Source organism: Mesorhizobium sp. M0854 (assembly GCF_040319815.1).
GTDB lineage: Bacteria > Pseudomonadota > Alphaproteobacteria > Rhizobiales > Rhizobiaceae > Mesorhizobium.
This window is the reverse complement of the sequence record NZ_JAMYOL010000002.1, coordinates 1-13,140: the sequence shown is the minus strand read 5'-3', so window position 1 is coordinate 13,140 and position 13,140 is coordinate 1. Positions and strand designations below refer to the sequence as shown.

Below are 13,140 nucleotides of genomic sequence, written 5' to 3'. Positions count from 1 at the left end.
GCGCAGGCGTGCGGTTAGGGCGCCTTCCTCCATCCATTCCTGATATGCCTGTAGCCGTCGCGGTAGACGGCTTCCGGGCCTTCGGAAAAGTCGCGCCACACCTTGGTGGCCGCGGCCAGATCCTTCAGCGAGCGGCCGAACGCCTCGATCGTCAGCCAATCGTCATAACCGCTCTTGCGGATGGCAGAGAACGTCTCTTTCCAAGGGACGTGGCCGCGGCCCGGCACGCCGCGATCGTTCTCCGAAATGTGGATATGGACGATGTTCTTGCGGTTGCGCGTAAAGGCCCCGATCGGGTCAGCCTCTTCGATGTTGGCATGGAACGTGTCGTACATCGCCTTGATGTGCGGCCGGTCGATCGCGTCGATATGCGCCGACAAATCGTCCATCGTGTTGAGCAGATAGCATTCGAAGCGGTTGAGCGCCTCCAGCCCGATGGTGACACCCTTGTTGCCGGCATGGTCACCGATGGCGCGCTGCGAAGCGATCGAACGTTTTTTCTCGGCCGCCGTCGGCCCGCTGCCGGAGAAGGCCCCGAGTGTCGAATGGAGCGGGCCGCTCAACGTGTTCGCGCCAAGCGCCTGAGTGCAGTCGATCGCCGATTTCATGTAGTCGATACCGGCCTTGCGCGTCGAGGCATCCGGCGAGATCAAATTCATCGCCGGATCGCCCATCGCCGAGACGGCGGTGCGTTGCAGCCCGATACGGTCGAGCAGCTCGCCGAGTTTCCTGTAGTTGTCCGGCGTGCCGGAGAAGACCGGTATCTCGACGCCGTCGAAGCCGGTCGCCTTGATGTCCCTCAACAACGGCTCGTGTTTTTTCGAGACACTGGTCGTCCACAACAACATGCACATGCCGATTTTCATCGACGCCCCTCCCCTTTTTACGGCCGGGCTTGCTCCTCCGGCGACTTCGCCACAAGCCCCCTCATCCGGCCGCTTCGTGGCCACCTTCTCCCCGCCGGGGAAAAGAGGGGAACGCCAGCGCCAACGATCTCCTCTCCCCACGAGGAAAGGTCGGATTGCCCCGAATTGCCTTGCAATTCGGCTGGCAATCCGGGTGACGGGGACTTCCCATTAACCGGGCGCAGCGATTAAAGCTTCGTCCACGCTCCGTTCTTCTTCGACGACTTCACGCAGGCCTCGATGAAGGCCATGCCCTCGACGCCGTCCTGCACGGTCGGGAAGACGACATCCTTGGCCGGCTTCCCGCCCTTCCGGCGCGCTGCACGAATAGCCCGCGCGGCTTCCTGATAGATGTTGGCGAAACCTTCGAGATAGCCTTCCGGATGCCCTGGCGGAACGCGGCTGACGCGCCCGGCGACGGGGAGCGCGCCGGCGCCATTACGGGTAATCAACTGCTTCGGCTGGCCGAACGGCGTGTACCAGAGATAGTTCGGGTCGGCCTGCACCCATTCGAGGCCGCCCTTCGAGCCGTAGATGCGCAATTTCAACCCGTTCTCGTGGCCGGGCGCCACCTGGCTTGCCCAGATCATTCCCTTGGCCGGGTGCGACCCGCCGACCGGCTTGAAGCGCAGCAGCACATTGATGTTGTCGTCGAGCAGCCTCCCCGGCACGAAGGCATCGAGATCGGCCGACAACGAATCGAGCTCCAGCCCGGAGACGAAACGGGCAAGGTTGTAGGCGTGCGTGCCGATATCGCCCAGCGCACCGCCGGCACCGGCCTGCTTGGGGTCTGAGCGCCACGCAGCCTGCTTCTGGCCGGTGGCGGCCAGATCTTCGGTCAGCCAGTCCTGCGGATATTCCGACTGCATGATGCGGATATCGCCGAGCTGTCCTTTGGCCACCATCTCGCGTGCCTGCCGCACCATCGGATAGGCGGTGTAGTTATGCGTCAGCACAAACACCTTGCCGGTCTTTTCGACCAGAGCCGCAAGCTTCTTTGCCTCGGCCAGCGTCGTCGCCAGCGGCTTGTCGCAGATGACGTGGATGCCGGCCTCGAGAAAAGCCTTGGCGGCCGGCACGTGCACATTGTTCGGCGTGACGATGGCCACCACCTCGATGCCATCCGGCCGCTTGGCCTCGGCCTTGGCCATCTCGGCATAGGAGCCGTAGCTGCGTGCCGGATCGAGCCCAAGCTCGGCCGCCGAGGCCTTGGCGCGCTCCGGATTCGACGACAAGGCGCCGGCAACCAGCACGAACTCGTTATCAATGCGCGCCGCGATGCGGTGCACCGCGCCGATAAAGGCGCCTTGTCCGCCGCCAACCATGCCGTAGCGGATCGGACCGCCTCCCGTTTCCGTCTTCGATGCGCCAACCATGATTTTCTCCCTCGTCACTGAAATATCCCTCCCTTGAGGGGAAGGTGGCCCGCAGGGCCGGGTGGGGTTGGTTCATGCCGAGCTCTACGCCCGGCGACCCCACCCCGATCCGCTGCGTGGATCGACCCTCCCTTCGAGGGGGGAGGGATATCTGTGCTAGATCCCCATCATGCCGCGCAGCACCTTTTTATCGGTCGTGCCGCCGGCGAAGTCGTCGAATGCTTTTTCCGTCACCCTGATGATGTGGTGCTGGATGAAGGGAGCGCCTTCGGCCGCACCATCCTCCGGGTGCTTGAGGCAGCATTCCCATTCCAGCACCGCCCATGAATCGTAATTGTATTGGGTGAGCTTGGAGAAGATGCCGCTGAAATCCACCTGCCCGTCACCGAGCGAGCGGAAACGCCCGGCACGGTTGGTCCAGCTCTGGTAACCGGAATAGACACCTTGCCGCCCGGTCGGATTGAACTCGGCATCCTTGACGTGGAACGCCTTGATCCGCTCGTGGTAGATGTCGATGAATTCGAGATAGTCGAGCTGCTGCAGCAGGAAGTGCGACGGGTCGTAGTTGATGTTGCAGCGCTTATGGCCGCCGACCGCATCGAGGAACATCTCGAATGTCGCGCCGTCGAACACGTCCTCGCCTGGATGGATTTCGTAGCCGACATCGACGCCGTTCTCGTCATAAACGTCGAGGATCGGCTTCCAGCGCTTGCCGAGTTCGGCAAACGCTTCCTCGATCAATCCCGCCGGCCGCTGCGGCCAGGGGTAGAGGTATGGGAAGGCCAACGCGCCGCAAAACGACACCGACGCCTTGAGCCCGAGATTCTTCGACGCCTTGGCGGCGAACTTCATCTGTTCGACCGCCCATTGCTGCCTGGCTTTTGGATTGTTGTGCACCGCAGCCGGCGCGAAGCCGTCGAACTGCGCGTCATAGGCGGGATGCACCGCCACCAGTTGCCCCTGCAGATGCGTCGACAGTTCGGTGATCTCGACGCCGGCATCGGCGCAGATGCCCTTCACCTCGTCGCAATAGGCCTTGGAGGAGGCTGCCTTCTCGAGATCGAACAATCGGGCGTCCCATGTCGGGATCTGCACGCCCTTGTAGCCCAGACCAGCCGCCCATTTGGTGATCGAGGCCAGCGAATTGAACGGCGCGGCGTCGCCCGCAAACTGCGCCAGGAACAGACCAGGCCCCTTCATCGTCGTCGGCATCGGCATCTCCCTATGTTTCACGACCAAGCATAGCGCCGATTGAAAACAGGGCCAGCGTCTTTGGTCTCTTTGCACAGCGCGCTCAGCGCCGCTATTCTGGTATTACCAAATGCCGAAATCTGGTCAAGCCATTTGACGCGCTGCCGCGGTCCTGCAACCATGCCGAGTTAGGCCACATGTTTAAGTATAATCAATAGCATAGACAGGAGCCAACGCTTGATGGCAGCACTTCTTGCCGTCCAGATGAAATTACTGTAGACCTCCCATCAGGCCCAATTGGTCGAACCAGTTTGCAAAAAATGCTGGGACGCCTTGGGGAAGAATCATGCGGCACGCTTCGGCAGAGTGCGCCGCAGGCGAACTGGTACAGGCGATTCTGGGAAGGATAGACCATGCATCTTTCGACGCACAATTGGATGCGGGCGGAGCCGCTGGAAACGACGCTCAAGCGCATCAAGAAATTCGGCTACGAGTCGATCGAGATCTCCGGCGAACCCGATCAGTACAAGCCCAAGGAGACGCGCGCACTGTTGAACGAGTACGGCATTCGCTGCTGGGGAGCGGTGACGCTGATGCTGGGCGAGCGAAATCTCGCCGCCAAGGACCAGGGCCAGCGCGAGCGCTCGGTGCAGTATGTCAAGGACGTGCTGACCATGGTCAGCGAACTTGATGGCGAGATCATCACGCTGGTTCCGGCCACCGTCGGCAAGGTGGTGCCGGACGGCACCGAGGAAGAGGAGTGGAAATGGGTGGTCGACGCCACCCGGGAATGCTTCACCCACGCCAAGAAGGTCGGCGTCAAGATCGCGGTCGAGCCACTCAACCGCTTCGAGACCTATCTGTTCAACCGCGGCGCCCAGGCACTGGCGCTGGCCGATGCGGTCAGCCCCGAATGCGGCGTCTGCCTCGACGCCTACCACATCCACATGGAAGAATTTAACGTCTACGACGCCATCCGGCAGGTAGGCAAGCGCCTGTACGACTTCCATGTCGCCGACAACAACCGCTTCGCCGCCGGCCTCGGGCAGATCGACTGGCCGAAGATCGTCGGCACGCTGAAGGAGATCGGCTATGACGGCGCGCTGACCAATGAATTCGTCGCCCCCGTCGACCGCACGCCGGCTGCCCCCTATCCCGACATGGTCGAACGCAACCCCGTCGACATCTCGCCGGAGCAGCTGAAATTCATTCAGGACCACGGCTCCAGCGTGCTCACGGAGAAATTCTACACCGACCAGATGCGCATCAACGCGGAAACGCTGCTGCCGCTGATCAAGTAGCCGAGCCGTTTGGAAAGAGCCCTTCCGCCTCACCGCGGCCGGGCCGAGGATGAACATGCGCATCAAGACGGTCCAAGCCTGGTGGGTCCGCATACCGATCGAAGCCGCGAAGCAGCACCGCAGCGACTTCGGTCAGGTGGCGACGTTCGACGCCGCCATCCTGCGCATCGAGACCGACGACGGGCTGGTCGGCTGGGGCGAGGGCAAGAATGCCGCCGGCAGCGCCGGCAGCTACGGCGCCCTTGTCCATTTGCTGAACTACGAGGTCGGCCCGCAGCTGATCGGCCGCGACCCGGCTGACATCGGCGTCATCTGGGAGATGCTCTATAATGGCACGCGCCACGACAGCGCCGCTCGCGCCGGCCACGCCATGCCGCAATTGGCGCGACGCGGCATGAGCATCGCGGCTATCAGCGCCGTCGACATCGCATTGTGGGACATTCTTGGCAAATCGCTCGGCGTTCCGGTCTGGCGGCTGCTCGGCGGCCGCAAGCTGGACCGCATGCCGGCCTATGCTTCCGGCGGCTGGGCCACTGCGGAAGCCATCGGCGACCAGCTGCAGTCCTACATCGCCAAGGGCGGTTTCAAGGCGCTGAAGATGCGCGTCGGCGCCATGGACGGCGCCCCACATATCTCGGCCGCTCGCGTCCGTGCCGCCAGACGGGCGCTCGGTCCCGATATCGACCTGATGGTCGACGCGCACGGCACCTACACGGTGGCCGAAGCCAAGCGCTTTATCCATCTCGCCGGCGACCTCGATCTCGCCTGGTTCGAGGAGCCGGTGATCGCCGACGACAAGCCCGGCATGGCCGAGGTGCGCGCCTGCGGTTCGATCCCGATCGCCACCGGCGAAAGCGAGGCGACGCGCTATGCCTTCCGCGACCTCGCCGTGCTCAAATCCGCCGATATCTTCCAGCCGGATCCGGCCTTTTGCGGTGGCATCAGCGAGGCGATGAAGATCGGCACCATCGCCAGCGCCTTCAATCTGCGCTTTGCGCCGCATCTTTGGGCCGGCGCGCCCTGCTTCTTTGCCGGGCTGCATGTCTGCGCTGCTTCACCGGCGAGCTTCACCGTCGAATATTCGCTCGGCGCCAACCCGATGATCCACGATCTGATCGAAGAGACTGTCGAAGCAAAGGACGGTATGGTAGCGATCCCTGATAGACCCGGGCTTGGATTCACCATTTCGGAGCGGTTCCTGGAGGCGCACGCGCAACACGGCTGACATGAAAGAAAAGAACCTTCTCGCGGAACTCGCCGCCTATCTGTTCTCCCATTCGGACAAGGAGACGGGCCGCACGCCGTCGGAGCGCGAACTGGCAGAGCATTTCAGCGTCAGCCGCGGCCAGATCCGCGAGGCGCTGGCCATTCTCGAGGCCATGCGCATCGTCGAGCGACGGGCGAAATCCGGGATCTACATCGATACGAAGCAGGCGAGCGTCGAGGCGATGGCGCTGTTCGCCCGCGCCGGCCTGCCGCTCGATCCCGTCCAGATCTACGAGACGGTCGAGTTGCGCAAGATCCACGAGATCAAGGCCGCCGAACTTGCCTGTTCACGCGCCACCGAGGAGAATTTCGAGCGGCTGCGCGAGATCCTGAAGGCCTCCGAGGATCGCATCGCCGCCGGTGAAGGGCTTGCCCGGGAAGACCGCGAGTTCCACCTCGAGATCGTGCGGGCGACCAAGAACAGCGTCTTCCACAATATCTGCAGCGTCTACTACATGATGGGTGAACTGCGCCTGCCGATCTATTTCAACGATCCCGAACGCAGCGTGCGCTCCCATGCCGAGCATATCCAGATCTACGAGGCGCTGCTGCGCCGCGACGGCAATCTCGCCCAGGCGCTGATGAGCGCCCACCTGCAAGGCGCGGAAAGCTACTGGAAGGGGCTGATCGAGGGGCGTGGGGCGGAACCGGAAAGCCCTGCGCTCGAAAAGGCCTGAAATGCCCAAGATCCTGTCAACACACAGACTGCACCCTCGTGCCGCTTCCATGCTGACCGGGGCCGGCGAACTCGTCGTTGCTTCCGCCCTCGATGCGGCCACGCTGGCCGCCGAGGCAAGGAACGCCGATGTCATCATCGTTCGCGCTCCCTTGCCTGCGGCGCTTTTCGAAGGCGCGAAGAAGCTCAGGGCCGCGATCCGCCACGGCGCCGGGCTGGACATGGTACCGATGGAAGCGGCCAATGCGGCCGGCGTGCTGGTGGCGAATGTGCCGGGGGTGAACGCGCGATCTGTCGCCGAATATGTGATGTTCGCGGCGCTGGCGCTGCTTAGGCGCTTCCGTGTGTTGGACCGCGACTTGCGTGCGAAGGGCTGGCTGGCGGGCCGCGAACACACGGTGGTAGCCAGCGAGCTCGCGGGCAAGACGATCGGCATTGTCGGCCTCGGCGCGATCGGTCAGGCGGTTGGCCACATCGCCGCCCATGGGTTCGATCTGAATGTGGTGGCGACGACGCGCAGCATGCGGCCGGCGCCGGACAGGGTCGGCTTCCTGTCGATCGATGCACTCATCGAGCAGAGCGACATCATCGTTCTGTGCTGCCCGCTGACGCCCGAAACACGGGGGCTGATCAGCCGCGAGCGCATTGAGCGGATGAAGCCGGATGCGCTGCTGATCAATGTTTCGCGCGGGCCGGTGATCGATGACGACGCGCTGATCGAGGCCTTGCAGAAGGGGCGCATCGGCGGCGCTGCGCTCGATGTTTTTGCTACACAACCGCTACCGCCCAACCATCCTTATTTTGGCTTCGACAACGTCATCGTCACCCCGCACATGGCTGGGATTACCGAGCAGTCGATGATGCGCATGGGCGTCGGCGCGGCTGGCGAAGCCTTGCTGGTGCTGGCCAACAGATTGCCGGTCAATCTGCGCAACCCCGAAGTGGTCGAGCACTACCGGCGGCGGTTCCCTGCCGATTTCTGAAAGCGCCCCAATTTTCCCGAATTCGCCGGCGATGGTGCCGGCATGGCAAGCGTCACAAAATTCCTGCTGACCGCCGGCTTCTGCGTGGCGACGACGCAACCCTTCGCCAACGAACAGGGCAGCTACGTGTTCTGCGACAACGGCATACGCTGCCTGGCGGCGCCCTGTCCATCGAACAGCGCACTCGACCTTGCTGCTGGGAAGCTCATCAAAGGCGTTTCAATCGACATCGATCGCCTGCCGCAACAAGACAAGGCGCTCGATCTTTCAGACAAGCTCTATGCCGGCAAGGTCGTTGTTGTCGGCTCGATCGAGAACCGTACCCGGACCTTCAACGGCAAGCGGTACACCCTGCCTTGGCTGGTCGCCACCAGCATCGAACGCGCCGCCAAGGACAGCGAACGCGGCCACTGCTCGTCGCGCTGACACGCGGTGTGCGATCAATTTGCAAGCAGCCCCTCCACGCCGGCTGCGATGCGCAGCAGGTGGTGGTCATGGCCATTGCGCGCCACCAGCATCAGCCCGGCCGGACGCGTCATTCCCGGCATCGGCAGCGAGATGGCTGATAGATCGAACTGGTTGGCGACCTGCGTGTTGCGCAGCAGAAGGCCTTCCGTCCTGTTGCACAGAGCCTCGTCGCTGGTCATCGACACGATCGTCGGCGCCGTCACCGGTGTGGTCGGCAGGGCCAGCACGTCGACCGACGCCAGCCGGTCATCCATCGCGGCGGCCAGCGCCGTGCGGCGGCGCATGGCCCTGATATAGACCGTGGCCGGAATGGCGGCGGCGCGCGACAATGGCCCGCTTACCCGCGGGTCGACCGGCCTCGTCGCTCCCGTCGCCAGCCAGTCGGCATGGATCTCCGCCCCTTCCATCGCCGCGATCGACGCGCGTTGGGTTGCCACGTGCAGATCGGCAAGCAGGTCGTCGATCGACAGCTCCACAAGCCGTGCGCCGCTAAGCTCTATCTTGCGCAGACACCGGTCGAACGTCGTCGCGACCTCTTCCTGCGTATCATCGAACAGCACGCCGCGCGCAATACCGATGCGCAGGCCGTCCAGCGGCAGCGGCAACAGTGCCGCCAGGTTTTCGCCCGACATCACTGCATCGGCCGCCGCACATTCGGCGACGGTGCGGGCCAGTGGACCGATCGAGTCCAGCGTGGCTGACAGCGGAAACGCACCCGCAAGCGGCACGCGCCGCGCAGTCGGCTTGAAACCGACGACGCCATTCAGCGATGCCGGAATGCGCACCGAACCACCGGTATCGGAACCGATGGAGAGTTCGCTGGTGCCTTCGCCCACCGAAACGCCGGCGCCTGAGGAGGAGCCGCCCGGAATACGGCTGGCATCGCTAGCATTGCCGGGCGTGCCATAATGTGGATTGACGCCGATCGCAGTAAAGGCGAACTCGGTCATGTTGGTCTTGCCGAGGATGATTGCACCGGCCTGGCGCAACTTTTGCACGACAATGGCATCCCGCAGCGCCGGCGCTGCGTTGGCGAGCAGCAGAGAGCCGGCCGTGGTCGGCTCGCCGGCGACATCGAACAGATCCTTGATCGAGACGATCGCCCCATCGAGCGGCCCGAGCGTGACGCCGGCTTTTCGCCGCGCATCGGTAGCGTCCGCCGCCGCCCGTGCGGCTTCCGGGTAGAGCTTTACGAAAACCCTCTCATCGTCGACGCGAGCGGCAAGAGGCGAAAGAATTGCTTCGAGGTGATCGCGGGCTGATTGCATTTTTCGGTGTCGGACTCCGCGCGTTTGCAACGTCTTAAGGTAGCAGCCAGAAACTGGCCGCAGGAGACATAGCCCGGCACGGTCGGATTTGCATCTGTCGAACCGAAGGAGGAAAGCCCGATGCTCTACCAAGGCAGCTGCCACTGCGGCAAGGTCGCGTTCGAGGTCGAAGGCGAGCTGACCGGAGCCGTTCGGTGCAATTGCTCGATCTGCTCGCGCAAGGGTGCACTGCTATGGGCAGTTCCGCATGAGAGCGTGCGGGTGCTTGCCTGGGGCGATGATCTCGGCCGCTACAGCTTCGGCAACCATGTCATCGCCCACCGCTTCTGCCGCAGCTGCGGCATTCACCCCTTCGCCGAGGATGTCGGCGAAGGGAGCGGGCGAAGTGCCTATATCAATATTAATTGCATCGAGGCGTTGGACGTCGTCGCCGTGCCGGTCTTCGACTTCGACGGCCGTTCCGTTTAGGCCTTGGGGTCGTCGATCGGCTTGGGGCCAAGGAAGAACGCCGCCAGTGCCGCAAGCAACGTCGCCGCCGCGCAATAGGCGAAGGCGGTGGCAACGCCGGTATTGTCGACAAGCAGGCCGCCGAAGACGGCGCCCAATGCGATGGCGACCTGGAACGTCATAACCATCAGCCCACCGGCGCTTTCCGCCTGATCGGGGGCGGCCCGCACCAGCCAGGTCTGCAGCCCGACTGGGACGGCGCCGAAGGCAAAGCCCCAGCTGGCCACTGCTATTGCAGCCACGACGGGTGAACCTCCGACCACCAGCAGCAGGAGCGCCGAAAACGCGATCAGCAGGGGCGCCAGGCTGACGGCTGCCTTGAGGCTGCGTTCGGCAATGAAGCCGCCGGCAAAATTGCCGAAGAAGCCACCAATGCCGTAGGCGAGCAGCACAAGCGAGATCGTCTCGATGTCCAGCGCGGGCACCTTCTCGAGAAACGGGCGGACATAGGTGAAGCCGGCAAAATGTCCCGAGGCGACCAGCAGCACCACCAGCAGTGCCACCCTGATCATCGGCCGCTTCATCACCTCCAGCAGCGTGCGAAAACCTGCCGTACCTGCTGGCGGCAGCTTCGGAATGGTAGCCACCTGCACCAGCAGCGCCAGCGCACCGACCACGGCGGCGATCATGAACGCCGTCCGCCAGCCCCAGATGTCGCCGACATAGGCGCCGACCGGAGCCGCGCAGACCGTCGCCACCGAAACGCCGGTGAGAATGATCGACATGGCGCGCGGCATCAGCCGCATCGGAACGAGCCGCATCGCCATGGCTGCCGACATCGACCAGAAGCCGCCAAGACTGATCCCGAGCATGATGCGGGCAATCAGAAGAACGGGAAGCGAGGACGCAAACGCGGCCACCAGGTTTGACAGCACAAGCAGCACCGTCAGCGCCCACATGACCAGCCTGCGGTCCAGCCGCTTGGTGACAATGGCCATGGTCGGCGCCGCAATCGCGCCAATGACGGCGGTGGCCGTTACCGCCTGCCCGGCGGCGCCTTCGGTGATGCCGAGATCCTGCGCAAGCGGCGTCAGCAGGCTGGCTGGCAGAAATTCCGCGGTCACCAGGCCGAAGACTCCGAGCGCCAGGGAGACCACTGCCCCCCATGCGGGCTCGGATCGTTCGCCGGTTTCCGATGGGTCGAGAACGGCGTCCATGACGCCTGTCGCGGGTTCGGTCATGAGGGATCTCCGATCTGGTTGCAGCGCAGCATCTGGCTGCAGTGCAACATAGGGAGTGACTGTCTGGAGTTTCCATGCTAGAAACACCATTATGCTTGACCGTTCGTCCAAAATCCCCGTCACCGGTGATCCGCTGACAGACATATTGCGCGGATTGCGCCTCGAAGGCGTCGATTACGGCCGTTGCGAGATGAAGGAGCCCTGGGGCATCCATTTTCCGGCTCAGGCGGCGGCACGGTTTCATTTCATCGGCCGCAAAGGCTGCTGGTTGCTCCAGCCGTCCGGCGAATGGGTCGAGTTGAAGGCGGGCGACGCGGTATTGTTGCCGCGCGGCTCAGCCCACACGCTGGCGAGCGAGCCGGGTACCGAGGCGGCGCCGATCCACGGCTATGAGGTCGAGGAAATTTGCAAGAATGTCTATTGCATGTCGAATGACGGCATGCCCGGCTGCCGTCCGGGGACCTTGCTGTTTTTCGGCAGCATGTATTTCAATCTCGATGGCTTGCACCCCTTGCTCGGCATGATGCCGGACGTGATGCGCGCACATGAGTTGGAGGCCTATGAGCCAGGTATCCCGCATTTGCTGGAAGCGATGGCCCGCGAGGTGACGATGGAGCGCGTCGGCTCCGGCGGCATCCTGGCGCGGCTGGCCGATGTGCTCGCCGCGACCGTCATCCGCTCATGGGTCGAGCGCGGCTGCGGCGACTCTTCCGGTTGGATTGCGGCGGTCAGGGACCGCGAGATCGGCCGGGTGCTGGCCGCGATCCATCTGGAACCGAACCGCGACTGGACGGTGGAAGCTCTGGCGAAGATGATGGGTGCCTCGCGATCAGGTTTCGCCGAGCGCTTCGCAACCATTGTCGGCGAAACACCGGCAAAGTACGTCACGCAGGTGCGGATGCACCAGGCGAGGCAATGGCTGGTCCGCGACCGGCTCAAGATTTCCGTCGTCGCGGCTCGTCTCGGCTACGAATCCGACGCCTCCTTCAGCCGCGCCTTCAAACGGGTCATCGGATCGCCGCCTAGCCATTTCCGGGCCGAGGAACAGGCTGATATCCGCCAGGCCGGCTAAACGTTGGCCGGGTTATTGCTCGGTGATGCAGGCCGAGCCGGCGCTGCTCTTGCAATATTTACCGGAAGCCCCGCACCTGCCATCCGAGACTTCCACGACGGTGCCGCTCAACAACAGCTTGCAGTCGCTGGTGGACAGATTGACCGTGCCGTTGAGATCCTTGATCTTCTTGGCGTCGACCTTCGCGCCGGCGACAACTTTCTTGGCTGCCTGCGCCTCGCCCAGATGCGCCGCCGACAATCCCATACCGGCGACGAGTAGGATCGTCGCAAAACCGCGAAATAGAGTTCCCATAGCCAACCCTCCGTTTTGGGCCTCCAAATTGGGCTTGCAAAGCCCGTTTGGGACCAAAGGATCAGCCTATTCGACAAATCGGAGCATCCGCATCCCCCGTATGGGGGATGACGGGAAGACTCGAGCATTTAGCAGCCAAGGGAATCACTCGACGTCGCACAAATGCGGCTAAAACACATGGTTTAGAGCGGTATGCACGGCTCGATTTGAACGCATCCGTTCTAGCTGCAGCAAAGAGGCTTGTACTTAGCCGGCGTGACGCAGGCTTATTCCGCTGCCCTTGTCGAACAGCACCACCTTGTCCGGGTTCCAGGCAAAGCGCACCGGCTGCTCTATCTGCACGTCGGTCCTGGCCGGCACGGTGGCGCGCAGCATGGTGTCGCCGACCCGCAGCGTCAGGATCTTTTCGACGCCATGGTTCTCGACATCGTGGACCCGCGCCTCGACCAGAGCGCCGGTCTCGAGATAGACGTCTTCAGGGCGAATTCCGAAGACGAGCGGGCGACCGTCGGTCGCCGCGCCCGTCTTGTGGGGGGGGGGGGGGGGGGGGGGGGGGGGGGGGGGGGTGGGGGGGGGGGGGGGGGGGGGGGGGGGGGGGGGGGGTGGGGGGGGGGGGGGGGGGGGGGGGGGGGGGGGGGGGGGGGGGGGGGGG

13 protein-coding genes and 1 pseudogene are annotated in these 13,140 nt (G+C 63.7%); 7 read left to right on the top strand and 7 right to left on the bottom strand.

Annotated features, from left to right (window positions below; translation table 11 throughout):
• Positions 1-14 precede the first annotated feature (14 nt).
• The 3 genes from NKH99_RS02945 to NKH99_RS02935 all read right to left on the bottom strand — a co-directional run bounded on the left by NKH99_RS02945 (position 15) and on the right by NKH99_RS02935 (position 3,493).
• Positions 15-866: a sugar phosphate isomerase/epimerase family protein gene (locus tag NKH99_RS02945; protein WP_353012513.1), complete on the bottom strand. Its 852-nt coding sequence runs from the start codon at positions 864-866 to the stop codon at positions 15-17.
• Positions 867-1,093: 227 nt separating this feature from the next.
• On the bottom strand, positions 1,094-2,281 hold the full coding sequence (locus NKH99_RS02940) for a Gfo/Idh/MocA family protein (RefSeq protein ID WP_352766973.1): 1,188 nt from the start codon (positions 2,279-2,281) through the stop codon (positions 1,094-1,096).
• Positions 2,282-2,437: 156 nt separating this feature from the next.
• Positions 2,438-3,493: a sugar phosphate isomerase/epimerase family protein gene (locus NKH99_RS02935; protein ID WP_352766971.1), complete on the bottom strand. Its 1,056-nt coding sequence runs from the start codon at positions 3,491-3,493 to the stop codon at positions 2,438-2,440.
• Between the two features lie 392 nt (positions 3,494-3,885).
• On the opposite strand from NKH99_RS02935, the gene NKH99_RS02930 reads away from it, so the two are divergent.
• The 5 genes from NKH99_RS02930 to NKH99_RS02910 are packed head-to-tail and all read left to right on the top strand — an operon-like array spanning position 3,886 to position 8,124.
• On the top strand, positions 3,886-4,773 hold the full coding sequence (locus NKH99_RS02930) for a sugar phosphate isomerase/epimerase family protein (RefSeq protein WP_352448392.1): 888 nt from the start codon (positions 3,886-3,888) through the stop codon (positions 4,771-4,773).
• A gap of 55 nt (positions 4,774-4,828) precedes the next feature.
• A complete protein-coding gene (locus tag NKH99_RS02925) occupies positions 4,829-5,998 on the top strand; it encodes a mandelate racemase/muconate lactonizing enzyme family protein (protein ID WP_353012509.1) in 1,170 nt (389 codons plus the stop codon).
• Position 5,999: 1 nt separating this feature from the next.
• The gene (locus NKH99_RS02920) at positions 6,000-6,716 is read left to right on the top strand and encodes a FadR/GntR family transcriptional regulator (protein WP_292661187.1); all 717 of its coding nucleotides are present in this window, start codon (positions 6,000-6,002) and stop codon (positions 6,714-6,716) included.
• Between the two features lies 1 nt (position 6,717).
• A complete protein-coding gene (locus NKH99_RS02915) occupies positions 6,718-7,698 on the top strand; it encodes a hydroxyacid dehydrogenase (RefSeq protein WP_352448395.1) in 981 nt (326 codons plus the stop codon).
• A 42-nt stretch (positions 7,699-7,740) separates the two neighbouring features.
• Entirely contained in the window at positions 7,741-8,124 is a 384-nt protein-coding gene (locus tag NKH99_RS02910) for a hypothetical protein (protein WP_353012507.1), read from the top strand.
• A gap of 14 nt (positions 8,125-8,138) precedes the next feature.
• On the opposite strand, the gene NKH99_RS02905 is transcribed toward NKH99_RS02910, so the two are convergent.
• On the bottom strand, positions 8,139-9,434 hold the full coding sequence (locus NKH99_RS02905) for an amidase (protein ID WP_353012504.1): 1,296 nt from the start codon (positions 9,432-9,434) through the stop codon (positions 8,139-8,141).
• A gap of 120 nt (positions 9,435-9,554) precedes the next feature.
• Between NKH99_RS02905 and NKH99_RS02900 the strand changes: the two genes are divergently transcribed.
• Positions 9,555-9,902 (top strand): GFA family protein, encoded by a 348-nt coding sequence (locus NKH99_RS02900; protein ID WP_353012501.1) that lies wholly within the window; start codon positions 9,555-9,557, stop codon positions 9,900-9,902.
• On the opposite strand, the gene NKH99_RS02895 is transcribed toward NKH99_RS02900, so the two are convergent.
• Positions 9,899-11,122, bottom strand: a complete 1,224-nt coding sequence (locus NKH99_RS02895; RefSeq protein ID WP_352448398.1) for an MFS transporter — start codon at positions 11,120-11,122, stop codon at positions 9,899-9,901. The two genes, NKH99_RS02900 and NKH99_RS02895, sit on opposite strands and share 4 nt — an antisense overlap.
• Before the next feature lie 91 nt (positions 11,123-11,213).
• On the opposite strand from NKH99_RS02895, the gene NKH99_RS02890 reads away from it, so the two are divergent.
• On the top strand, positions 11,214-12,194 hold the full coding sequence (locus NKH99_RS02890; protein WP_352814578.1) for an AraC family transcriptional regulator: 981 nt from the start codon (positions 11,214-11,216) through the stop codon (positions 12,192-12,194).
• Positions 12,195-12,206: 12 nt separating this feature from the next.
• Here the strand turns inward: NKH99_RS02890 and NKH99_RS02885 are convergent, their stop codons facing one another.
• Both NKH99_RS02885 and NKH99_RS02880 read right to left on the bottom strand, forming a co-directional pair.
• Complete coding sequence (locus tag NKH99_RS02885; RefSeq protein WP_352474067.1) at positions 12,207-12,488, bottom strand: hypothetical protein; 282 nt, start codon at positions 12,486-12,488, stop codon at positions 12,207-12,209.
• A 246-nt stretch (positions 12,489-12,734) separates the two neighbouring features.
• A pseudogene (locus NKH99_RS02880) lies at positions 12,735-13,010 on the bottom strand (TOBE domain-containing protein); the annotation flags it as partial.
• Between the last annotated feature and the right edge of the window lie 130 nt (positions 13,011-13,140).